Here is a 22,120-nt window from a genome sequence, read left to right as displayed (position 1 = left end):
CGCCAAGGATAGAGCGCCGGCGCGCATCGCGTCATGCGGGCGTTTCATAGCCGACACGGCTAGCGTGTCGGGGTGGGTGTGCTCGCGTTCCTGATCGGCGTGGTCGTCATGGTCATCGGCCTCGGCGTCTCCATCGCGCTGCACGAGATCGGTCATCTCGTGCCGGCGAAGCGGTTCGGCGTGCGCGTGGGCCAGTACATGATCGGCATGGGGCCGACCGTCTGGTCGAAGCGACGCGGCGAGACCGAGTACGGCCTGAAGGCGTTCCCGATCGGCGGCTACATCTCCATGGCGGGCATGTATCCGGCGGCGAGCGCCGACGCGAAGGCGCCCGCGCTCGCGGGGGCCGCCTCCGCGCGGGAGACGCGCAGGCGCAGCATCTACGCGACGCTCGTGCAGGACGCCCAGGCCGCGAACGAGGAGACCCTCGACGGCGTCGACGCGTCGCGCACCTTCTCCGGCCTGTCGGTGTGGAAGCGCGTCGTGATCATGCTCGGCGGGCCCCTCATGAACCTCGTCCTCGCCGTCGTCCTCTTCGCCGTGCTCTTCAGCGGCATCGGCATGCAGCAGGCCACGACGACCGTGTCCTCGGTCGCGGAGTGCGTGCTCCCTGCCGGCTCGACGGCCACCGAGTGCGCCGACGGCGACGCCGCGGCCCCGGCGCTCGCCGCGGGCATCGAGCCGGGCGACAGCCTCGTGTCGCTGGACGGCACCGCCGTGTCGACGTTCGCCGAGGCGTCCGCCATCATCCAGGCGAACCCGGGGCGGCCCATCCTCGTCGTCGTCGAGCGGGACGGGGCGGACGTGACCCTCACGCTGACCCCGATCGAGAACCGGGTCGAGGTGACGGCCGACGACGGCAGCACGTCGGTCGAGACCGTCGGCTACGCCGGCATCACCTCGTCCGTCGAGCGCGTGCGCGAGCCGATCTGGGCGGGGCCGCAGGCCGCCTTCGAGAACGTCGGAGCCGTCGTGCAGATCGTCGCCAACCTGCCGGCGCGCCTCTACGACACGGCATACGATCTGTTCACGGGCGGCGAGCGCGACGCGGACGGCCCCATGAGCGTCGTCGGCGTCGGGCGTCTCGCGGGCGAGGTCGCGGCCGCCGACGCGCCGATCATGGACCGTGTCGGGGTGATGGTGAGCCTGCTGGCGTCGCTCAACATCGCGCTGTTCGTCTTCAACCTCGTGCCCCTCCTGCCGCTGGACGGCGGGCACATCCTCGTCGCGCTGTGGGACGGCGTCCGGCGCGCGTTCGCGAAGCTCTTCCGCCGTCCGCCCCCGGCCCCGACCGACGCGACCCGGCTCGTGCCGGTCACGCTGGTCGTCGTCGTGCTGCTCGTCGGCATGGGCGCGCTGCTCTTCGCCGCAGACATCTTCAACCCCGTGCAGCTGCTCGGCGGCTGAGCGCGGGAAAGCCGGTAGCGTGACGGGGTGAACGTCGCTCCTGCCGTCCGGCCGTGGGTCGGCGTCCTGGCCCTCGTCGGAGCCACCCTCGCGTGGGCCGGCAACTTCCTCATCGGGGGCACGGCCGTCGGCGAGATGGGCGTCATCAGCCTCGTGTGGATGCGCTGGGCGCTCGCCGTCGCGCCGCTCTTCGTGGTCGCCCAGGTCGTGGAGAGGCCGGACTGGCGGCTCGTCCTCCGCAACTGGCCCCGCACCGTCCTCCTCGCGGTCTTCGGGATCGCCGCCTACAACGTCTTCCTCTATCTGTCGCTCGACGCCGACACGGCGCTCAACGCCTCGCTCATCAACGCGTTCAATCCCGCGCTCATCGCGATCGCCGCAGCGGTGTTCCTCCGCGCACGAGCGGGCGTGCGCGGCGTGATCGGCATCGCGACGGCGTTCGCGGGCGTCGTGTGGATCCTCACCGGGGGCGACCCGTTCGCGCTGGCGTCGCATCCTCTCTCCGCGGGCAGCCTCTTCATGCTCGTCGCGATCGTGGCGTGGACGGTCTACACGGTCCTGGGCCGCACGGGTCCGCGGCTGCCTCCCATCGCGTCCGTGGCGTCGCAGGCGCTCGTCGTGGCGGTCGGGATGGCGCCGTTCGCGCTGTTCTCGGGGCTCGACCTGCCCGACACGGCCGCGGGCTGGGGGTCGCTCGCGTACATCGCGGTCTTCCCCTCCCTCGTCTCCTATGTGCTCTGGAACATCGCGCTCCAGGTCATCCCCGCCCCGAGCGCGGGCGTCTTCCTCAACCTCATCACCGTGTTCACCGTGGCGGGGAGCATCCTGCTGGGCACACCGGTCACCGTCGACGAGGTCGTCGGCGGTGCGCTCGTGCTCGTCGGGGTCGCGCTGACCTCCGAACGGCGTCGATCCGGGTAAGACGCGCCGGGCCGCCGAGACGAACGACGAAACGGCCGCCCCGCAGCCGGCCCGGCGTCCGCCCCGCCCGGCGGCGAGACGCGCCGCGTCTCAGCCGAGCGCGTGGGTCACGAGGCGCTCGAGCGTGCGCAGGCCGTCGCGCGAGAGGATCGACTCGAGGTGCCCCTGCACCGATGCGAAGCCCTGGCCCCGCAGCGCGTACACGTCGCCCGTCGCGGCGTCGGCGGCGATCTCGACGGCGCCGACCTCCCCGCAGCGCGTCTCGCTCGGCGTCAGCCGGCTCACGCCGGGCGTCACGCGCGCCGTGAAGGTGTTGTAGAAGCCGATGGACGCCTCCTCCCCGAACAGGTCGACGCTCAGCTGCAGACCCTGGTGCGGGCTCGCGAGCGAGCCGAGCCCGATGCCGATGCGATCGGCGACGATCTGATGGCTCAGGCACACGGCCAGCAGCGGGCGATGCCGCGCGAGGCGGCGCGAGACGACGTCGCGCATCCGTGCGATGCGCTCGTTGCCGTCGTCTCGCGGGTCGCCCGGGCCGGGGCCGGCGACGACGAGCTCCGCGGCGTCGAGGCGCGAGGCCGACGCCTCGCTCCAGTGCACGATGTCCACGTCGAGGCCGAGATGGCGCAGCTGATGGGCGAGCATCGTCGTGAAGCGGTCCTCGGCGTCGACCACGAGCGCGCGGTGCCCCGCGAGCGGGGTCGCGTCCGACGCGCCCTGCTCCTGCATCCAGAACGGCGCGAGGCGCACGTTGCGCGAGGCGAGGAGGGCCGCGACGGCCGGGTCGTCGGCGAGCCGGCGAGCCGGTGCCGGCTCGTCGTCGTCCGGGACGATCGTGATGGCGCGCGGAATCGCGCCGATCGCGCCGAGCACGCCTGCGGCCTTGCCGTGGGTCTCGCTCACCTCGCCGTACGGGTCGGAATGGCGCACGAGCGTCGCGCCGACCGGCACGCGGAGGCGTCCGTCCTCGAGGTAAGCGGTGCGGATGAGGATCGGGGCGTCGAGATCGTGCCCGCCTTCGGCGTTCGGCGTGAAGAGCGCGGCGACGCCGGAGTAGTAGCCGCGCGGCGTCCTCTCGTGGCGGCGGATGACGGCGCACGCGTTCTGCATGGGGGAGCCGGTCACGGTCGGCGCGAACATCGTCTCGCGCAGGATCTCCCGCGGGTCGAGCCGCGATCGCCCGCGCAGCACGTACTCGGTGTGGGTGAGGCGCGACATCTCCTTGAGATGCGGTCCCGTGATGCGGCCGCCGTCGCTGCACACGGCGCTCATCATCTTGAGCTCCTCGTCGACGACCATGAAGAGCTCCTCGGTCTCCTTCGTGCTGGAGAGGAACTCGGTGAGCGTCTCGACCGTCGCACCGCCCGGGGGATGGCGGAACGTGCCGGAGATCGGGTTCATCGTGACGATGCCGTCCTGGGCGCTCACGTGCGCCTCGGGGCTCGCACCCACGGCGACGTGCCCGGGCGTGACGATCGCGAACGTCCAGTAGGCGCCGCGCTCGTGTTCGAGGAGCGCCCGGAACCACGTGAGGGCGGCGGTGCGCGGGTCGGCGTCGACACCGGCGACGTAGTCGCGGCGGATGACGAAGTTCGCGCCCTCGCCCCGGCCGATCTCGTCGGAGATGACGCGGCGGACGATGCCGGCGTACTCCTCGTCCGTGAGGTCGAAGCCGGCGTCGGCGAGCGGGATGGTGGCCGAGGGCAGCGAGGCGACGGCATCCGCGAGGGGCACGGCGGCGTGCGCGTCGACGGTGAGGCAGCGCAGCGGGGCGCCGTCGTCGTGCGCCTCGAACCCGCGCTCGCGCACCTGCCGGTAGGGGACGAGCGCGAGCACCTCTCGGGGCCTCCCGTCGCCATCCGTCAGCGGGATGTCTCCGAGCAGCTCGACGTCGATCGCCTCTCCCTCGAGCACCTCCACGGAGTCGCCGCCCTCGCGGGCGATGAGCGCGAACGAGGCGGCGGGATCTGCGGCCAGGCGCGCGATGATCGCAGCCGTGGCGGGGGTGGGGGCAGGGTGCCCGGTCATGCGTCGTACTCCTCTTGGGCGAGGCTGCCCTCAAACAGAGAAGACCGCCCCATCCGGTTGAACTGGGCGGTCGGTATCGAGGTTCGCGAGAGCGCCGCCGGTCAGGCGTGCCACCAGGTGCGGTTCGCGATCATGCGCCCGAAACTACCACAGGCGCGCGATGTGCCCCGTCGACGGCTCGTCTGCGCGGCCCGCTTCCGCGTCTCCGACCCCCTCGCGGGGAGCCGACGGACGCGGAGGCGTTCGTCGGCGAGCCGCCGCCGTTCTGACCTCGTCGGCCGTCCAGGCCGCTTCCACCTCATGCGGCGTAACCTGGGGACCGTGCCTGCAGTCAACATCGGTATGCCCCGCGTCCCCGAGACCCTCGCCCCGCGGCGGAAGTCCCGCCAGATCCGGGTGGGGAAGGTCCTCGTCGGCGGAAACGCGCCCGTCAGCGTGCAGTCGATGACGACGACGCCCACGACCGACATCAACGCCACGCTGCAGCAGATCGCCGAGCTGACCGCGTCGGGCTGCGAGATCGTCCGCGTCGCGGTGCCCAGCCAGGACGACGCCGACGTGCTGCACATCATCGCGAAGAAGAGCCAGATCCCCGTGATCGCGGACATCCACTTCCAGCCCAAGTACGTCTTCCAGGCGATCGACGCCGGCTGCGCCGCCGTGCGCGTGAACCCGGGCAACATCCGCAAGTTCGACGACCAGGTCGGCGCGATCGCGAAGGCCGCCCAGGCGGCCGGCGTCTCGTTGCGCATCGGCGTCAACGCCGGATCCCTCGACAAGCGCCTTCTCGAGAAGTACGGCAAGGCGACGCCCGAGGCGCTCATGGAGTCGGCCGTGTGGGAGGCGAGCCTGTTCGAGGAGCACGACTTCCACGACTTCAAGATCTCGGTCAAGCACAACGACCCCGTCGTCATGGTGAAGGCCTATCGCCTCCTCGCCGAGCGCGGAGACTGGCCGCTGCACCTCGGCGTCACCGAGGCGGGGCCCGCGTTCCAGGGCACGATCAAGTCGGCGACCGCCTTCGGCATCCTCCTCTCGGAGGGCATCGGGGACACCATCCGCGTGTCGCTGTCGGCGCCCCCCGCGGAGGAGGTCAAGGTCGGCCACCAGATCCTCCAGTCGCTGAACCTCCGCGAGCGCAAGCTCGAGATCGTCTCGTGCCCGTCGTGCGGGCGTGCGCAGGTCGACGTCTACACGCTCGCGAACGACGTGACGGACGGTCTGAAGGACATGACCGTGCCGTTGCGCGTGGCCGTCATGGGCTGCGTCGTGAACGGCCCCGGTGAGGCGCGCGAGGCCGACCTCGGCGTGGCGTCCGGCAACGGCAAGGGCCAGATCTTCGTCAAGGGCGAGGTCATCAAGACCGTCCCGGAGGCCGACATCGTGCAGACCCTCATCGACGAGGCGAATCGCATCGCCGACGAGATGGGCCCCGCCGCCCCCACCGGAACCGCGCAGGTCGTCACGGTCTAGGACCGCTCGCCCGCCCGTCCCCGCGGCCGTCCCGCCGTCATCGATCCAGCGGGCTTCCACGCGGCCGCGCGATCAGGCGACGTGCACCGCCACCTCGGCGAGGAAGCGGTCGCTGAGGTCCTGGATCCTCGCGACATCGTGGACGCCCGTCAGCGGCAGGATGAACTCGTCGACGCCCGCCTCGGCGAACGCCGCGATCGTGTCCACGAGCTGCGACGGCGTCCCTCCGATCGCCGGGCGGGCCGACCGGGCGGCTCTCTCCGCACCGTCGTCGCCCTGGAAGGTGAGCGCCTGCGTGGTGCGCCACAGCGTCGCGGGGTCGCGGCCGGCGTCCTCGAGCGCGGCGGTGAAGATCCGGTTCTTCGCCGCGAACAGGTCCGGCGTCGACCACATGTTCCATTCGTCGGCGTAGCGCGCGACGAGCTTCGGCATCACCTTCTCGCCCTTGCCGCCGATCAGGATCGGAAGCGGGGGATGCGGCTTCGGGTTCAGCGACGCGTGCTCGAGACGGTAGCGCTCGCCCTCGAAGTCGGCGAACTCCTCGTCCCGCAGGGCGGTGATCACCTGCAGCGCCTCGCGGAACCACCGGATCCGCGCGGGCACGTCGCCGAACTCGAGGCCGAAGGCGCGGTGCTCGTTCTCCTGCCAGCCGGCGCCGAGTCCGAGCACGAATCGACCCTGGCTGATGTCGCTGATCGCCGCCGCCTGTTTCGCGACGACGGCCGGGTGCCGGTAGGTGTTGCCGAGCACGAGCGAGCCGATCCGCACGTCCGGAACGGTCGCCGCGAGGGCGGTGAGCTGCGTCAGCGCCTCTCCTCGCGCGCCGTCGTTCGGCTCGTCGGTGTTGTCCATGAAGTGGTCCTCGAGCCACAGGCCGCGCCAGTCGACGGATCCCGCCCTCGGCGCTGCGGCATGGGCCGCGGCGGCACGAAGGTCGTGCCAGGACAGATTCGCGGGCAGCCAGAGACTGAACTTCATGCTCTGAGCGTAGCGATGCGGCGTGCTCGGCGAGCGGGCCCTCCTCCGGGTCGTGCTCAGTGCAGCGTGCCGGCGGGGACGGCGAGGTCCTCCTCCGAGTCGAGCGCGGCGCGGAGGGCGAGGGCGAGCGCCCGAGCGATGGTGGCGGTCGGCAGCGCGGGGGAGTCGTCCGGCACGGTCTCGGTCGACCAGGGCACGTGGATGAACCCGGCGCGCAGCCCCGGGTGCGCGGCGGCGAGGCCGGACGCCGCGTAGAAGACGTGGTTGCAGACGAAGGTCCCCGCCGTGTGCGACAGGGAGGCGGGGATGCCGTCGTCGGCGATCGCGCGGACGATCGCCTTGACCGGGAGCGACGAGAAGTACGCGGCAGGGCCTCCCTCGACGCACGGGGCGTCCGCGGGCTGCTGCCCGGCATTGTCGGGGATCCGGGCGTCGCGGAGATTGATCGCGACGCGTTCGGGCGTCACCGCGTCGCGCCCGCCGGCGAGACCCGTCGCGATGACGAGGTCGGGCGCGTGCTGCACGACGAGCCGGCGCAGCTCTTCCGCCGCAGCGTCGAACGCCACGGGAAGGGCGGCCGTGACGAGCGTCTCGGGGCCGCTCCACTCGCGTCCGACCTCGGCGACGGCCTCCTCGGAGGGATTGCGCGCGTCGCCGCCGAAGGGCTCGAATCCGGTCAGCAGCACGGTGGTCATCCGAACAGCCTAGGAGCAGGCGCGCCCTGCTCGATGCGGAGCAGGCCGGTTCAGAGGAGCTGGTTCCACGCGTCGAGCCGCTCGCGCAGCACGGTCTCGGTCAGGTGCGCGCGGCCGATCCCGGCGTAGTTCGGCGCCCAGGTCTCGACGCGGTCCTCCGCCCGCGCGCCGGCGTGGACGTCCCAGGCGCGCATGTCGTCGATCCGGACGCCCGCATGCCTCTCGTACTCGCGCAGCAGAAGGTGCGCGGCGTCGTGCGATCCGAGAAGCACGAGGTCTTGGCGGCACCAGGCGAGGTCGACCCCGCGCGGCCCGTCGCTCGCTCCGGACCAGTCGACGATGCCGGTGAGGGAGCCGCTCCGCCAGACGGCGTTGCCGCTCCAGAAGTCGGTGTGGGCGAGGACGCGCTCGCTCGTGTCGAGCCCCTCCCAGCCGTCTCTGCTGCGGCGTGCGAGCGGCCCGTCGCCGCGCGGGGGCGCCACGGGGTTGTGCGGGAGGCCGGATCCGGGGAGCGCATGGATGCGGGCAAGCACGCGCGCCATCTCGCGGGCGATCCGGTCCGGATCGAGCCCGGGCGGCGGCGTGGTGCCGCCGAGCATCGTCGTGACGATGAGCGGATGCTCCGCGTCGCCGTCGTGCGCGACCAGCTGCGGGACGAGGGCGCCGAGCGACGCGAGCCGGGGGAGCGTCGCGGCCTCGCGCGCGACGGCGTCGTCTCCGGGCGGGAACCGACGCACGACGAGAGGCCGTCCCTCATCGAGCACGACCGCCGTGACGGCGTGCTGCCCTCCGGACAGGAACCGGTCGAAATGCACCCGGCGGCCGAGGAGCTCCGCGGCATCGCGCACGAGCGACGCGACGTCCTGCTCGTCATTCCCCATCCGACCATCCTCTCAGGGGTCCCCTCGGAGTCGGAAGGCGCGCGTGAGCTTCTCGGGGTTCGCGACGCGGCGCAGCTCGCTGATGCCTCCGTCCGGCGAGAATTCGAGCACCAGGACGTCGTGCACGCCGTGCAGGCTCAGCGACAGCGCGGGCTGGCCGTTGACATCCACCGCCGCCACGCCAGGAGTGCCGCTCTCGGAATCCGCCCACGCCTTGTCGAGGATGCCCAGGAAGAACCGCGCGATGCGATCGGCGCCGAAGATCGGGTTGAGCGCGCTCTTGACCCGGCCGCCGCCGTCCGTCCACAGCACGGCGTCCTCGTCGAGCAGCGCCAGGACGCCCGTCACGTCTCCCTGCTCGATCGCGCGCACGATCCTGGCAACGGCTTCGGGGTCTCCGCAGGCGGGGGCGGGGGCGTGGTCGTCGATCCTCAGACGGCGCTCGCCGCGTGAGATGAGCTGCCTCACCGCGTCGGGGGAGCGATCGAGAAGCGGTGCGATCTCGACGGCGCTCATGCCGAAGGCGCGGTGCAGCACGACGGCGGCACGCGCTTCGGGAGTCAGCTGTTCGGCGAGGTGCAGCACCGTGATCGACAGCAGCTCGCGGTTCGCGACGACCTCGTCCGGCAGCAGCCCGGTGGCGACGGGCTCGGGGAGCCATGGCCCCGGATACTCCTCGCGCGTGGCCGCGAGCTGCCGCAGCCGGTCGATCGAGCGGCGTACGCACGTCGTGGTGAGCCAGGCCGGCCAGGAGCGCACGTCGGTGTCCGTCTCGGCGCGCAGCGCCTCGACGGCGACCTCCGAGACGACGTCCTCCGCATGGCCGAAGTCGCCCAGCATCCGGTAGGCGATGCCGACGAGCCGGTCGCGCTCTCCCCGCCACGCGGTCGCGGCGGGGGACGTGGACGGCATGGAGCCCACGCTAGCCATGCGCCGGATGCCTGTCGTCGACGGGCGGCTCCATCTCCGTCGCGATCGCGATGCGGTTCCACACGTTGATCGTCGAGATCGCGAGCACGAGGGCTCCCAGCCCCGCGTCGTCGAAGAGGCGCGCCGCCTCGTCCCAGATCTCGTCCGTCACCGTGTCGGGGCCGAGGCGCGTGATCGCGTCCGTGAGGGCGAGTGCTGCCCTCTCCCGGTCGTCGAAGAGCGGGCCCGCATGCTGCCATCCCGCGACGGCGGCGAGCTTGCGGTGCGGGATGCCTCGGGACCGGCCGTCGGTCACGTGCATGTCGATGCAGAACCCGCATCCGTTGACGATGGATGCGCGGAGCTTCACGAGCTCGTAGAGCTCGCGGTCGACCGCGCCTCTCGCGTAGGCCTCCAACGCGCCCACGGCGGCATAGCCGAGTCTGTTCGTGCGCCCGATGCTGATCCGTGTCATGGGTTTCTCCTCGTCGGCCGTCCGCCGGGTGCGGTGCGCCTCATGACAGGTGTCGGACGGCGCCGCCGGAGTGTGACGCCCCACGCCCGCGGGGAGCAGGACGGTCCCGCAGCCACGGCCTAGACTCGTTCCGTGGTCACCCGTCTGTCGCATCTCTTCGTCCGCACGCTCCGAGAGGACCCCGCCGAGGCGGAGGTCGCGAGCCACCGGCTGCTCGTGCGCGCGGGGTACATCCGACGCCAGGCGGCAGGCGTCTTCGCCTGGCTGCCGCTGGGCCTGCGCGTCAAGGCGAGGATCGAGCGGATCATCCGCGAGGAGATGACGGCGGCCGGGGCGCAGGAGGTGCACTTCCCCGCGCTCATGCCGCGCGAGCCGTACGAGGCGACGGGACGCTGGGACGAGTACGGAGACCTCCTCTTCCGTCTGCAGGACCGCAAGGGCGGCGACTACCTGCTCGCGCCCACGCACGAGGAGGCGTTCACCCTGCTCGTGAAGGACCTCTACAACTCGTATAAGGACCTGCCCCTCACGCTCTTCCAGATCCAGGACAAGTACCGCGACGAGGCCCGTCCGCGCGCGGGGCTTCTGCGCGGCCGCGAGTTCACGATGAAGGACGCGTACTCCTTCGACCACACCGACGAGGGCCTCGACCGCAGCTACACGGCGCAGCGCGACGCGTATGAGCGCATCTTCCGGCGCCTCGGCCTCGAGTACGTCATCGTGCAGGCCGACGCCGGCGCCATGGGAGGCTCGCGCTCGGAGGAGTTCCTCCACCCGACCCCCGTCGGCGAGGACACGTTCGTGCGCACGGAGGGCGGCTACGCCGCCAACGTGGAGGCGTTCACCACGACGGCGCCCGAGCCGATCCCGTTCGACGGCCTGCCCGACCCCGTCGTCTTCGACTCGCCGGGGACCACGACCATCCAGACCCTCGTCGACCACGCCAACGAGGTGCTCGATGGCGAGCGGACGGCCGCGGACACGCTCAAGAACGTCGTCCTCGCGCTCACGCATCTCGACGGGACGCGCGAGATCGTCGTCGTCGGCCTCCCGGGCGACCGCGACGTCGACGCCAAGCGCGCCGAGGTGGCGTTCGCGCCCGCCGAGGTCGAGCCCGCCACCGAGGAGGACCTCGCCCGTCACCCGCTCCTCGTGCGCGGCTTCATCGGGCCGTGGAGCCCGCAGGGCCCGATGCTCGGCGAGGAGTCGGCCACCGGCATCCGGTACCTGCTCGATCCGCGCGTCGTCGACGGCACGAGCTGGATCACGGGAGCCAACGAGCTCGACAAGCACGTGCACGGCCTCGTCGCGGGCCGCGACTTCGCGTCGGACGGCTTCGTCGAGGTCGCCTCGGTGCGCGACGGCGACCCCGCACCGGACGGCTCGGGTCCCGTCGCGCTCGCGCGCGGCATGGAGATCGGCCACGTCTTCCAGCTCGGGCGCAAGTACGCCGAGGCGCTCGGTCTCAAGGTGCTCGACGAGAACGGCAAGCTCGTCACGGTCACGATGGGCTCGTACGGCATCGGCGTGACGCGCATCCTGGCGATCATCGCCGAGCTCTCCCACGACGACAGGGGCCTCATCTGGCCCGAGACCGTCTCGCCCTTCGACGTGCACGTCGTCGCGACGGGCAAGGGGGACGACGCGTACCGGCTCGCCGAGCAGCTCGTCGCCGATCTCGAGGCCGCCCGTCTCGACGTGCTCTACGACGACCGGCCGAAGGCGTCGCCCGGCGTGAAGTTCGGCGACGCCGAGCTCATCGGGGTCCCGAGGCTCGTCGTGGCGGGTCGCGGCGCGGCCGACGGCCAGGTCGAGCTCTGGGACCGTCGCACGGGCGACCGCGAGGTCGTGTCCCTCGCCGACGCCGTGACGCGTCTCACGTCGCGCTGAGGGCGGGCGGACGCGGCGAGAGGAGGACGTCCTCGTCGCCATCCGCCGCCCCCACGGGATCGTCCTCCGCTGGGCGGCGTCGCACGCTGCGGGGCGCGCCCGGCGTGGCCTCCTCGCAGGTTCTCCCGGGCCGGATCCGGTATCGTTGCGGTGATATCGGCGTGACGTCTGCCGGTGAGAGCTGAATACGGAGGACGCTGTGGATATCGATCTCGGATTGCTGCGAACGGTCGAGCGCGAGAAGGAGATCCCGTTCGAGGAGCTCGTACGGATCATCGAGCAGGCGATCCTCACGGCTTACGGCAAGCACGTCTCCGACGACGGGCAGATCCCCGAGGGTGCGCGCGCGCATCTCGACCGCAAGTCCGGCCACGTCGCGATCCTCATCCCCGTGAGGGACGAGGAGGGCGCGGTCGTCGGGGAGGAGGAGACGACCCCCGAGAACTTCGGGCGCATCGCCGCCTACGCGGCCAAGCAGGTCATCAGCCAGCGCCTCCGCGACATCGCGGACGACGCCGTGCTCGGCGAGTTCCGCGGCAAGGAGGGCGACATCGTCGCCGGGGTCGTGCAGCAGGGCCCCAACCCCCGGATGATCCACGTCGACCTCGGGTCCGTGGAAGCCATCCTCCCGCCGGAGGAGCAGGTCCCCGGCGAGGACTACGCGCACGGCTCGCGTCTGCGCGTCTACGTGACGAGCGTCGCCAAGGGCACCAAGGGGCCGCAGATCACGGTGTCGCGGACCCACCCGGGCCTCGTCCGCAAGCTCTTCGCCCTCGAGGTCCCCGAGATCGCGAACGGCCTCGTCGAGATCACGTCGCTCGCCCGCGAGGCGGGACACAGGACCAAGATCGCCGTCGTGGCCCGCGACCCCTCGATCAACGCCAAGGGCGCGTGCATCGGCGAGCTCGGACGCCGCGTGCGCGCCGTGACGGAGGAGCTGAGCGGCGAGAAGATCGACATCGTCGACCACGACGACGAGCTTCCGAGGTTCGTCGCGAACGCCCTGTCGCCCGCGAAGGTGACCAGCAGCTTCGTCCTCGACGCGACGACCAAGGCCGTCCGCGCGCTCGTGCCCGACTACCAGCTGTCGCTGGCGATCGGCAAGGAGGGCCAGAACGCCCGCCTGGCCGCGAAGCTCACGGGGGCGAAGATCGACATCCAGCCCGACAGCATCCTCGAGCAGGGCTGAGCCCCGCGGAGGAGTCGGCCCGACCGCGGCCGTCCGCGACACGCGAGCGGCGGCGGCTCCGATACCGAGGTGTAGGATGGAACCCGTACGGATGTGCGTCGCCTGTCGCACGCGTGCTTCCCGAGCCGCTCTGCTCAGAGTGGTCGTCATCGACTCGGAACTCGTCCCAGACGAGGGAGCGGTCATGCCGGGAAGAGGCGCGTGGGTTCACCCGACGAACGATTGCATCGGAATCGCCCTCAAGCGCCGCGCCTTCGTGCGCGCATTGCGCGTGTCAGGCCCGCTTGACACGCAGACCTTCGAGAGATGGCTGAGCAGCTATGGAAATCAAGTGAACGGCTCGAAATGAGACCCGTCCGCCTTTAGAGGTCTGCCCTGTCCGGGGCGGGCCGCCCTGACAGGAGAATTGTGGCAAAACCACGCGTACATGAGATCGCCGCGGAGCTGGGCGTCGACAGCAAGCTCGCGCTCGCGAAGCTGAAGGAGCTCGGCGAGTTCGTGAAGAGCCCGTCGTCGACGATCGAGCCCCCCGTCGCGCGCAAGCTGCGCGCGGCGCTCGAGTCCGAGGGCGCCGCCAAGCCCGCCGAGGCCGCAGCCGCTGCGAAGCCCGCCTCCGCGCGCCCCGGACCGGCGGCCCGCCCCGGCGCCTCCCGCGCGCCGCGCCCCGGCGCGCCCACGCCCGGCCCCGCCAAGCCCGCGGAGAAGCCGCAGGCCGAGCAGGCGGACGCTCCGGTGGCGGCCGCCCCGGCCGCGCCCGAGGCCCCCGTCGCGGACGAGGCCCCGGTGCCCGCATCCTCGGCGCCCGCATCCTCGGCGCCCGCATCCTCGGCGCCCGAGGAGACGGCTCCCGAGGCCGACGGCCCGACCCCCGGACCCCGTCCGGGCGGACCGCGCCCCGGCAACAACCCCTTCGCGTCCCAGCAGGGCATGGGCAAGCGTCCTGCGGGCCCGCGTCCCGGGAACAACCCGTTCGCGTCCCAGCAGGGCATGGGCCAGCGCCCGTCGCCCGGCAACATCCCCCGTCCCCCCAAGCCGCAGGCCCCGCGCCCCGGTGCTCCCCGTCCGGGCGCTCCGCGCGCCGGTCGTCCCGGCGGCGCAGGCGGCGGTCGTCCCGGCGCTCCGTTCCAGCAGCGTCCCGGCGGCGCGGGCGCCGGTCGTCCCGGCGGTCCCGGGGCAGGCGGCGGCTTCCGTCCCGGCGGCGCGCCGGGCGGCGGCGGCTTCGCCGGTCGTCCCGGTCCCGGCGGTCGCGGTCGCGGCGGCACGGCAGGAGCCTTCGGCAAGGGCGGAGGCAAGTCCAAGCAGCGCAAGTCGCGTCGTGCGAAGCGTCAAGAGTTCGAGATGCGGGAGGCGCCGATCGTCGGCGGCGTCAAGGTCCCCCGCGGCGACGGCAACACGATCATCCGGATGCGCCGCGGCGCGTCGATCTCGGACTTCGCCGACAAGATCGAGTCGATCACGGGCATGACGGTCCAGCCGGGCAACCTCGTCACGGTGCTGTTCCACCTCGGTGAGATGGCGACGGCGACCGAGTCGCTCGACGAGGCCACGTTCGACGTGCTCGGCTCGGAGCTCGGCTACAAGATCCAGATCGTCTCCCCCGAGGACGAGGACAAGGAGCTCCTGGAGGGCTTCGGCCTCGACCTCGAGAAGGAGGAGCTCGAAGAGGACGAGGCCGACCTCGAGATCCGTCCCCCGGTGGTCACCGTCATGGGGCACGTCGACCACGGAAAGACGCGACTGCTCGACGCGATCCGCAAGACGAACGTCGTCGCGGGCGAGGCCGGCGGCATCACGCAGCACATCGGCGCCTACCAGGTGTGGACGGAGCACGAGGGCTTCGAGCGCGCGATCACCTTCATCGACACCCCGGGTCACGAGGCCTTCACGGCCATGCGAGCCCGCGGCGCCGAGGTGACCGACATCGCGATCCTCGTGGTCGCGGCCGACGACGGCATCATGCCCCAGACGGTCGAGGCCCTGAACCATGCGCAGGCGGCCGGCGTGCCGGTCGTCGTCGCGGTCAACAAGGTCGACAAGCCCGATGCCAACCCGGCCAAGGTGCGTCAGCAGCTGACCGAGTACGGGCTCGTGGCGGAGGAGTACGGCGGAGAGGTCATGTTCGTCGACGTCTCCGCTCGCGAGAACGTCGGCATCCAGGATCTCCTGGACGCCGTGCTCCTCACGGCCGATGCCGGGCTCGACCTGCGTGCGAACCCGAACAAGGCCGCCCGCGGCGTCGCGATCGAGGCGAAGCTCGACAAGGGGCGCGGCTCCGTCGCCACGGTGCTCGTCCAGGCGGGCACGCTGCGCGTCGGCGACCCGATCGTGGCAGGCACGGCCTACGGCCGCGTCCGCGCCATGATCGACGAGAACGGCGACGCCGTGGACGAGGCCGCTCCGTCGCGCCCCGTCCAGGTGCAGGGCCTCAGCTCGGTGCCCCGTGCCGGTGACACGTTCATCGTCACGGACGACGACCGCACGGCGCGTCAGATCGCCGAGAAGCGCGAGGCCGTCGAGCGCAACGCCCAGCTGGCCAAGGCCCGCAAGCGCATGTCGCTCGAGGAGTTCACGCGTGCCCTCGAGGAGGGCAAGGTCGAGTCGCTCAACCTCATCATCAAGGGCGACGTCGCCGGTGCCGTCGAGGCGCTGGAGGAGTCCCTCCTGAAGATCGAGGTCGACGACAGCGTGCAGCTGCGGATCATCCACCGCGGCGTGGGCGCGATCACGGAGTCGGACGTCAACCTGGCCACGATCGACAACGCGATCGTGATCGGCTTCAACGTCCGGCCCGACGCGAAGGCCCGGGAGGCCGCTGCACGCGAAGGCGTGGACGTGCGCTTCTACTCGGTCATCTACAACGCGATCGACGATGTCGAGCAGTCCCTCAAGGGCATGCTCAAGCCGGAGTACGAGGAGGTCCAGTCGGGCGTCGCGGAGATCCGCGAGATCTTCCGGTCCTCGAAGGTCGGCAACATCGCCGGTGTGATCGTCCGCTCCGGCACGATCACGCGCAACGCGAAGGCGCGCGTCATCCGCGACGGCGTCGTGGTGGCCGACGGCCTGGCGATCGAGTCGCTGCGCCGCTTCAAGGACGACGTCACCGAGGTCCGCACGGACTTCGAGGCGGGCATCGGCCTCGGCAAGTACAACGACATCCAGGTCGGCGACGAGATCGAGACGACCGAGATGGTCGAGAAGCCGCGTTCCTGACGCGACTTCCGCACAAGGGCCCTGCCGGGCGGCCTCGGCCGCCCGGCAGGGCCGTCCCATCCTGAGGAGGACACCATGGCAGGACAGGAACGACAGGCGCGTCTCGCGGATCGCATCCGCGTCATCCTCGCCGAGCGGCTCGAGAAGGGCCTGCGCGACCCGCGTCTCGGTTTCGTGACGCTCACCGACGTGCGCGTCTCCGGCGATCTGCAGCACGCCTCGGTGTTCTACACGGTCTACGGCTCCGACGAGGAGCGCGAGGCGAGCGGGGCCGCGCTGAAGGCGGCGACGGGCATGCTGCGCAGCGAGGTCGGACGGCAGCTGAACACCCGGCTCACCCCGTCGCTCGAGTTCATCCCCGACGCGCTGCCGGAGACGGCGGACCATCTCGCGGAGCTGCTGCGGGAGGCGCGAGAGCGGGACGAGGCCGTGGCGGGCATCGCCGCAGGGGCCCAGTACGCCGCGGGCGAGGACCCGTACGTCAAGCCGCGCGAGGGCGACGAAGAGGACGCCTGAGCCTCATCGGGGCAGGCGCAGCATCCCGTCGGCGGACTCGATGAGCCCGTCGGAGAGGAGCGAGAGGACGGCCCGGTCGCGCTGAGCTCGGTCGGGCCATCCCGCGAGCAGGGCTCCCTCCGCGATCGCGGACGGATCGCGCTCGCGGAGCGCGCGGAGGGCCGCCCCGCGTGCCTGCCGGTCGCTGCCCTCGTAGCGCGCCTGGCGACGTCGCGTGTCCGGCGTGCCCGGTCTGCCGGCGGTCAGCCAGGCGCATGTATGCCGGATCGGGCATGCGTCGCAGCGCGGGGCGCGGGCGGTGCAGACGATCTGCCCGAGCTCCATGGCGGCGGCGTTCATGACGGCCGCCTCCGACGGCGCCGAGGGGAGCAGCCGCTCCATCGCCTCGAGGTCGCGTCGGTGCGGCGGCCCCGGCTGCGCGCGGCCGTCGACCGCCCGGGCGATCACGCGTCGCGTGTTCGTGTCGACCACGGGATGCCGCTCGCCGTACGCGAAGCTCGCGACGGCGCGCGCGGTGTAGTCGCCGATGCCGGTGAGCGCGAGCAGCGCGTCGACGTCGCGCGGGACGATGCCGTCGTGGCGGTCGCGGATCTCCACGGCCGCGCGGTGCAGCCACAGCGCGCGCCTCGGATAGCCCAGGTTCGCCCATTGCCGCACGGCCTCCGCCGGCGGGTCGTCGGCCAGCGCCGCCGGCGTCGGCCAGCGCGTGAGCCACGCCTCCAGATGCGGGACGACGCGGGCGACCGGCGTCTGCTGCAGCATGAACTCGCTCACGAGCGTGCCCCACGCCCCGTACCCGGGACGCCGCCACGGCAGGTCTCTCGCGTGCTCCCGGAACCACGGCACGAGCGTGTCGGAGAGGGCGCTGGCGGGCATCCTCCCAGCCTACGTGCGGGCGCATCCGACATCGCCCCGTGCGCGGTCAGCGTGCGTACAGCCGGGCGCGACCGAAGCGTTATCGGACGGCGTCCTAACCGTTACCGAGTGCGCGGATCCTGGCACTACCGTCGATGAGGGGACGCGGAGAGGAGATCATCATGACGCACGTGACCAGGGGCATCGCGTTGGCCGGAGCGCTGACGCTGGCGCTGGTCGGCTGCGCGGCGGGGGATGACGCCGCCGACGAAGTCGTGACGGAGACGCCCTCGCCGACCTCGGGCGCGTCCGCGGAGGAGACCCCGAGCTCGCCGCCCCCGACCTCCGCCAGGCCGGGCGAGGTCGAGGAGGATCCCGCGGACCCGTCGACGTGGGAGATCGAGGACGGGGAGATCGGGCCCGTCGAGCTGGGGGAGAGCTTCGCCGACACCCTGGCCGAGCTGCCGAGCGATTGGATCAACGACTCGGCCTGCGCATGGGTGGCGTACTGGAGCGCGTCGGACGGCTCCTATCTCGTCTCGTTCCAGCGCGACCAGACGGAGGACGACGGACCGGTGACGGGGGTCACGGTCGAGTGGCTCAGCGACGTGACGGCCATCGGGCCCCGCACGGACGAGGGCCTCGGCGTCGGCGCCACGCGGGACGACGTGCTCGCGTCCCTCCCGGAGGCGGTCGAGGTCGACTCGCCCGTCGACGGGCTCTCGTTCCTCCGCGTCGCGGGCGACGACGCGGACGACGGTGCGCTGTTCTTCGAGTTCGCCGACGGCCAGGCCGGCGCGCAGTCGGTGACGGTCACCGCGCTGGAGACCCCCGCGTACGAAGCCTGCGCGTAGGGATCCGCACGCCCGCATCCCGCCGACGCAATACGCTGGACGGATGGCGTCACGAGATCCGAGCCCCGGAGGAGTCCTCCTCGTCGACAAGCCGGGCGGCATCACCAGCCATGACGTCGTGGCGCGATCGCGCCGGGCGTTCGGCACGCGGAGGATCGGCCACGCCGGGACCCTGGACCCGATGGCCACGGGGCTGCTCGTCCTCGGCATCGAGGGGGCGACGCGGCTGCTGACGTACCTCGTCGGGCTCGGCAAGACCTACACGGCGACGATCCGCCTGGGGCAGGCGACGACGACGGACGACGGCGAGGGCGATGTGGTCTCCGCGGCGGACGCGCAGGCGGTCGCGCAGGTCTCGGACGACGCGATCGCGGCGGGGGCGGAGCGCCTGACGGGCACGATCTCCCAGGTGCCGAGCGCGGTGTCGGCGATCAAGGTGGACGGACGGCGTGCGTACGACCGCGTCCGCGCCGGCGAGCGGGTCGAGCTCGCACCGCGCGAGGTGACCGTCTCGCGGCTCGACGTCGTCGCCGTCCGCCGCGGCGAGGGGTCCGTCGACCTGGACGTCGTCGTCGACTGCTCGTCCGGCACCTACATCCGGGCCCTCGCCCGTGACCTCGGCGCCGATCTGGGCGTCGGCGGGCACCTCACGGCGCTCCGCCGCACGCACGTCGGCCCGTTCGACGTGGCGCAGGCGGTCGCGGTCGACGACCTCGACGCCGCGACGCCGCAGGATCCGGCGGAGATCGCGGCGCGCGTGCTGGGACGCTTCGACGCGACGGCCGAGGAGGCGCGCGATCTGCGACACGGCAAGCGGCTGGAGGGCGCCGCCGCGCGGCTCGACGGGTCCCTCGCGGCGGCCGTCGATCCGGACGGCGCGCTCATCGGCGTCGTCGAACGACGCGGGTCCGCCCTCAAGAGCGCGATGAACATGCCGGAGCCTCGGGCGGGCCGCGCATGATCCTCTGGTTCACGATCGCGCAGGTCGCCGTCGCCACCGTCGCGGGCGTCCTCTGCGTCGTGCTCGGGCTCGCCGGGCGCCGCCCGGGCGACGTGTCCGTCGGAGCCCTGGCCCTCGTGCAGGTGCTGCTCATCGCGCAGATCGTGGTCGCCATCGTGGCCCCCCTCGTCGGCAACCCGCCCACGGGCGACCTGCTCGAGTATTGGGCCTATCTCGTGACGGCGGCGATCCTGCCGATCGCCGGCGTCGTGTGGGCCTTCGTCGACCGCACGAGGTGGAGCGTGGTCGTCATGGGCGTGCTCTCGCTCGCGGTGGCGATCATGGTGTACCGCATGCACGTGATCTGGACCATCCAGATCGCCTGACGGGACGCCGCGGACGCGCGGGATGAGCTGTCCGCGCGCCGACAGGAACTAAAGTGGACCCGTTATGACAGAACCCTCGCGCACCCGCCGCATGACCGGCGTCGGCATGGTCCTCGTGTTCGTCTACGGCATCCTGGCGCTGGCGGCCACCGGGCGTTCGACCGTGCAGATCCTGCGGGATTTCGACGAGGCGCCGCTCGCCTACTCGCTGTCGGCGGTGGCGGCCGTGGTCTACATCCTCGCCACGCTCGCGCTCATGTTCGCCAAGAGCCGCGTGTGGTACCGCATCGCGTGGGTGTCGGTGGTGTTCGAGCTCGTGGGCGTCGTCGTCGTGGGGACGCTCAGCATCGCGGCGCCCGAGCTGTTCCAGCACGCCACCGTGTGGTCGCTGTACGGGAGCGGCTACTTCTGGGTGCCGCTCGTGCTGCCGTTCTTCGGCATCTGGTGGCTCGTCGTGCACCACGGCCCCTCCCGCGTGCCGGCGGAGCAGGCCGTGCCGGTGGAGCAGACGCGGTGATCCTCTTCCGGGACGCCGCCGAGGTGCCGGAAAACTTCGGTCCGTCGGTGGTGGCCATCGGCAAGTTCGACGGCGTGCACGCCGGGCACCGCGCGATCATCGAGCAGATGCTCGTCGACGCCGTCGGCACGGGGGCGCGCACGGTCGCGGTGACGTTCGACCGGAATCCGCTCGCGCTCATCGCCCCGGAGAGATGCCCGCAGCCGCTCGTCGGCGTGAGGCAGAAGATCGACCTGATCGAGCGCACGGGGATCGACGCGACCCTCGTCCTCACCTTCGACGAGGCACTCGCATCCGAGGAGCCGGAGGCGTTCGTCGAACGCGTGCTCGTCGGCGCCGTCCGCGCCGAGCGGGTGCTGGTGGGCGGCGACTTCCGCTTCGGCCGGGGCGGCGCCGGCGACGCCGCGCTGCTCGAGCGGATGGGGGAGGAGCACGGCTTCTCCGTCGAGGTCATGCCCGACATCGCGAGCTCGGGCGACGGCCGTCGCGTCTCCTCGTCGTGGATCCGAGAGCTCCTCGCCGTCGGGGACGTCGAGCGCGCCGCGAAGCTGCTCGGGCGATTCCACACGGTGCGCGGGGAGATCGTGCACGGCCTCAAGCGCGGCAGGGAGCTCGGCTTCCCGACCGCGAACCTCTCTCCCGACTCCGAGGGCTTCGTCCCGGCCGACGGCGTCTACGCCGGCTGGCTCGTGGCGCCGCGCGGCGGCCTCGGATCGAGGGTGAGATACCCCGCGGCCGTCTCCGTCGGGACCAATCCGACCTTCGACGACGTGGAACGGCGTCAGGTCGAGGCGTACGTGCTCGACGAGGACGACCTGGACCTCTACGGTCTGCAGGTCGAGGTGCAGTTCGCCGCGCGCATCCGCGGCATGGTCGCCTTCGAGGGCATCGAGAGGCTCGTCGCGCAGATGACCGACGACGTCGTGCGCGTGCGCGAGGCGCTCCGGTAGGCGACCCGCCTCCGTGCGGGCTGGGCGATCGTCAGGAGCGCTGCGCCCCCGCCGCGCTCGCCGGGGTGAGGATCTCCACCTCCGCTGCGAGCAGCGCGCGGGAGAGGTCGTCGGGCGGCGACGCGTCCGTGACGAGGAACGACGCCGCGCCGAGAGGGGCCACGCGTGCGAAGAGGCGGTGCCCGAACTTCGACGAGTCGGCGACGACGGCCACGCGCGCCGCGTGGGACATCATCTCGGACATCATCGCGGCGTCGGCCAGGTTGCTCGTGCTGTATCCGTCGGGTGAGACGGCTCCCACCCCGATGATGGCGAGGTCGGCCCGGATGTCCATGTCCGGGCCCGCCGCCGTCGGGCGGAAGCTCACCGGTCCGGTCGTCGCCTGCGTGATCGTGCGGACCGAGCCGCCGAACACGTAGAGCTCGCGCAGCGCCGTCGGCGACACCTCGCCGGGGAGGACGAGGCTGTTGGTCGCGATCGTCAGATCGCGGTGATCGCGCAGATGGCGAGCGACGGCGAGCGTCGTCGTCCCCGAGTTGACGACGACCACCGCGCCGTCGGGCACGAGCCGCGCGGCGAGCTCGCCGATCGTCTCCTTCTCTTCGGCGCGCATGCGCATGCGGACGCCGAGACCCTGGTCCGGAGGTGCACCGGCGTCCGTGCTGACGGCGCCTCCGTGCGTGCGGATGAGCCTGCCCTCGGCGTCCAGCTGATCGAGGTCGCGTCGCACCGTGTCGATCGACACCGCGAAGCGCTCGGCGAGCTCGGCGACGGTGACCTGGCGGTTCGCCGCGACGTACGCGGCGAGCTCCGCCTTCCTCCCCGCGGGAAGGCGCCGTTCTCTGCGCTTGCCGTCCGCGTCCCCCGCCGTCATGCCGCCTTCCTATCACAGAGGACGGCTGTCCCCCGACTCGGCTGCGCGCAGGGAGCGGCGAAAGTGATGCTTGAAATCTGCGAAAGGTTGCAGCTAGCATGCCTGTAGCTGTACAAAACAGCATAAAGCTGTAGATAAACGCAGATACGGGAACCTGAGCAAAGGAGCTCAC

At 72.0% G+C, this 22,120-nt stretch carries 21 protein-coding genes; 13 read left to right on the top strand and 8 right to left on the bottom strand.

The features are described from left to right. Positions 1–72: 72 nt before the first annotated feature. Together N8K70_RS11935 and N8K70_RS11930 are read left to right on the top strand one after the other, a co-directional pair. Entirely contained in the window at positions 73–1,407 is a 1,335-nt protein-coding gene (locus N8K70_RS11935) for a M50 family metallopeptidase (RefSeq protein ID WP_317138562.1), read from the top strand. 27 nt (positions 1,408–1,434) lie between these two features. Continuing rightward, positions 1,435–2,328 (top strand): DMT family transporter, encoded by an 894-nt coding sequence (locus N8K70_RS11930; protein WP_317138561.1) that lies wholly within the window; start codon positions 1,435–1,437, stop codon positions 2,326–2,328. A gap of 90 nt (positions 2,329–2,418) precedes the next feature. Here the strand turns inward: N8K70_RS11930 and N8K70_RS11925 are convergent, their stop codons facing one another. Then, positions 2,419–4,356, bottom strand: a complete 1,938-nt coding sequence (locus N8K70_RS11925; protein ID WP_317138560.1) for a chorismate-binding protein — start codon at positions 4,354–4,356, stop codon at positions 2,419–2,421. A gap of 321 nt (positions 4,357–4,677) precedes the next feature. Here N8K70_RS11925 and ispG point away from each other — a divergent pair, with 321 nt between their 5' ends. After that, positions 4,678–5,829: a flavodoxin-dependent (E)-4-hydroxy-3-methylbut-2-enyl-diphosphate synthase gene (gene ispG / locus N8K70_RS11920; protein WP_317138559.1), complete on the top strand. Its 1,152-nt coding sequence runs from the start codon at positions 4,678–4,680 to the stop codon at positions 5,827–5,829. 72 nt (positions 5,830–5,901) lie between these two features. Here the strand turns inward: ispG and N8K70_RS11915 are convergent, their stop codons facing one another. The 5 genes from N8K70_RS11915 to N8K70_RS11895 are packed head-to-tail and all read right to left on the bottom strand — an operon-like array spanning position 5,902 to position 9,767. Next, positions 5,902–6,807 carry an LLM class flavin-dependent oxidoreductase gene (locus tag N8K70_RS11915; RefSeq protein WP_317138558.1) on the bottom strand — a complete coding sequence of 302 codons (906 nt, stop codon included), beginning with the start codon at positions 6,805–6,807 and terminating at the stop codon, positions 5,902–5,904. Between the two features lie 56 nt (positions 6,808–6,863). Then, positions 6,864–7,502: a pyroglutamyl-peptidase I gene (gene pcp, locus N8K70_RS11910; protein WP_317138557.1), complete on the bottom strand. Its 639-nt coding sequence runs from the start codon at positions 7,500–7,502 to the stop codon at positions 6,864–6,866. A gap of 50 nt (positions 7,503–7,552) precedes the next feature. Then, a complete protein-coding gene (locus N8K70_RS11905) occupies positions 7,553–8,383 on the bottom strand; it encodes a phosphotransferase family protein (RefSeq protein ID WP_317138556.1) in 831 nt (276 codons plus the stop codon). Positions 8,384–8,395: 12 nt separating this feature from the next. Then, positions 8,396–9,295 carry a sigma-70 family RNA polymerase sigma factor gene (locus N8K70_RS11900; RefSeq protein ID WP_317138555.1) on the bottom strand — a complete coding sequence of 300 codons (900 nt, stop codon included), beginning with the start codon at positions 9,293–9,295 and terminating at the stop codon, positions 8,396–8,398. Positions 9,296–9,305: 10 nt separating this feature from the next. Then, complete coding sequence (locus N8K70_RS11895) at positions 9,306–9,767, bottom strand: carboxymuconolactone decarboxylase family protein (protein WP_317138554.1); 462 nt, start codon at positions 9,765–9,767, stop codon at positions 9,306–9,308. Positions 9,768–9,899: 132 nt separating this feature from the next. Here N8K70_RS11895 and N8K70_RS11890 point away from each other — a divergent pair, with 132 nt between their 5' ends. From N8K70_RS11890 to rbfA, 5 genes are all read left to right on the top strand, one after another. Next, positions 9,900–11,657 carry a proline--tRNA ligase gene (locus N8K70_RS11890; protein WP_317138553.1) on the top strand — a complete coding sequence of 586 codons (1,758 nt, stop codon included), beginning with the start codon at positions 9,900–9,902 and terminating at the stop codon, positions 11,655–11,657. A 199-nt stretch (positions 11,658–11,856) separates the two neighbouring features. Further along, complete coding sequence (gene nusA / locus N8K70_RS11885; RefSeq protein ID WP_317138552.1) at positions 11,857–12,846, top strand: transcription termination factor NusA; 990 nt, start codon at positions 11,857–11,859, stop codon at positions 12,844–12,846. A 76-nt stretch (positions 12,847–12,922) separates the two neighbouring features. Further along, positions 12,923–13,195, top strand: coding sequence for a YlxR family protein (locus tag N8K70_RS11880; protein ID WP_317138551.1), 273 nt, complete (start codon positions 12,923–12,925; stop codon positions 13,193–13,195). Positions 13,196–13,254: 59 nt separating this feature from the next. Continuing rightward, the gene (gene infB, locus N8K70_RS11875; protein WP_317138550.1) at positions 13,255–16,056 is read left to right on the top strand and encodes a translation initiation factor IF-2; all 2,802 of its coding nucleotides are present in this window, start codon (positions 13,255–13,257) and stop codon (positions 16,054–16,056) included. Positions 16,057–16,131: 75 nt separating this feature from the next. Next, positions 16,132–16,572: a 30S ribosome-binding factor RbfA gene (gene rbfA, locus N8K70_RS11870; protein ID WP_317138549.1), complete on the top strand. Its 441-nt coding sequence runs from the start codon at positions 16,132–16,134 to the stop codon at positions 16,570–16,572. A gap of 3 nt (positions 16,573–16,575) precedes the next feature. On the opposite strand, the gene N8K70_RS11865 is transcribed toward rbfA, so the two are convergent. Beyond that, positions 16,576–17,448, bottom strand: a complete 873-nt coding sequence (locus N8K70_RS11865; RefSeq protein WP_317138548.1) for an HhH-GPD family protein — start codon at positions 17,446–17,448, stop codon at positions 16,576–16,578. Positions 17,449–17,609: 161 nt separating this feature from the next. Between N8K70_RS11865 and N8K70_RS11860 the strand changes: the two genes are divergently transcribed. The 5 genes from N8K70_RS11860 (at position 17,610) to N8K70_RS11840 (ending at position 21,074) form a co-directional block, all read left to right on the top strand. Beyond that, on the top strand, positions 17,610–18,281 hold the full coding sequence (locus N8K70_RS11860) for a hypothetical protein (RefSeq protein WP_317138547.1): 672 nt from the start codon (positions 17,610–17,612) through the stop codon (positions 18,279–18,281). Between the two features lie 43 nt (positions 18,282–18,324). Beyond that, positions 18,325–19,242, top strand: coding sequence for a tRNA pseudouridine(55) synthase TruB (gene truB, locus N8K70_RS11855; protein WP_317138546.1), 918 nt, complete (start codon positions 18,325–18,327; stop codon positions 19,240–19,242). Continuing rightward, positions 19,239–19,607, top strand: a complete 369-nt coding sequence (locus N8K70_RS11850; protein WP_317138545.1) for a hypothetical protein — start codon at positions 19,239–19,241, stop codon at positions 19,605–19,607. The genes truB and N8K70_RS11850 overlap by 4 nt, the downstream gene beginning before the upstream one ends. 64 nt (positions 19,608–19,671) lie before the next feature. After that, positions 19,672–20,124 (top strand): hypothetical protein, encoded by a 453-nt coding sequence (locus N8K70_RS11845; protein WP_317138544.1) that lies wholly within the window; start codon positions 19,672–19,674, stop codon positions 20,122–20,124. Continuing rightward, positions 20,121–21,074 carry a bifunctional riboflavin kinase/FAD synthetase gene (locus tag N8K70_RS11840; RefSeq protein WP_317138543.1) on the top strand — a complete coding sequence of 318 codons (954 nt, stop codon included), beginning with the start codon at positions 20,121–20,123 and terminating at the stop codon, positions 21,072–21,074. Before N8K70_RS11845 ends, N8K70_RS11840 begins: the two co-directional genes overlap by 4 nt. A 31-nt stretch (positions 21,075–21,105) precedes the next feature. Here N8K70_RS11840 and N8K70_RS11835 read toward each other — a convergent pair whose 3' ends face one another. Continuing rightward, the gene (locus N8K70_RS11835; RefSeq protein WP_317138542.1) at positions 21,106–21,948 is read right to left on the bottom strand and encodes a DeoR/GlpR family DNA-binding transcription regulator; all 843 of its coding nucleotides are present in this window, start codon (positions 21,946–21,948) and stop codon (positions 21,106–21,108) included. Positions 21,949–22,120: the final 172 nt, after the last annotated feature.

The sequence above is a fragment of the Microbacterium sp. AB genome (genome assembly GCF_032878875.1).
Lineage (GTDB): Bacteria > Actinomycetota > Actinomycetes > Actinomycetales > Microbacteriaceae > Microbacterium > Microbacterium betulae.
Note: the sequence above shows the minus strand (reverse complement) of the source record. Positions and strands in the feature narration are given on the sequence as shown.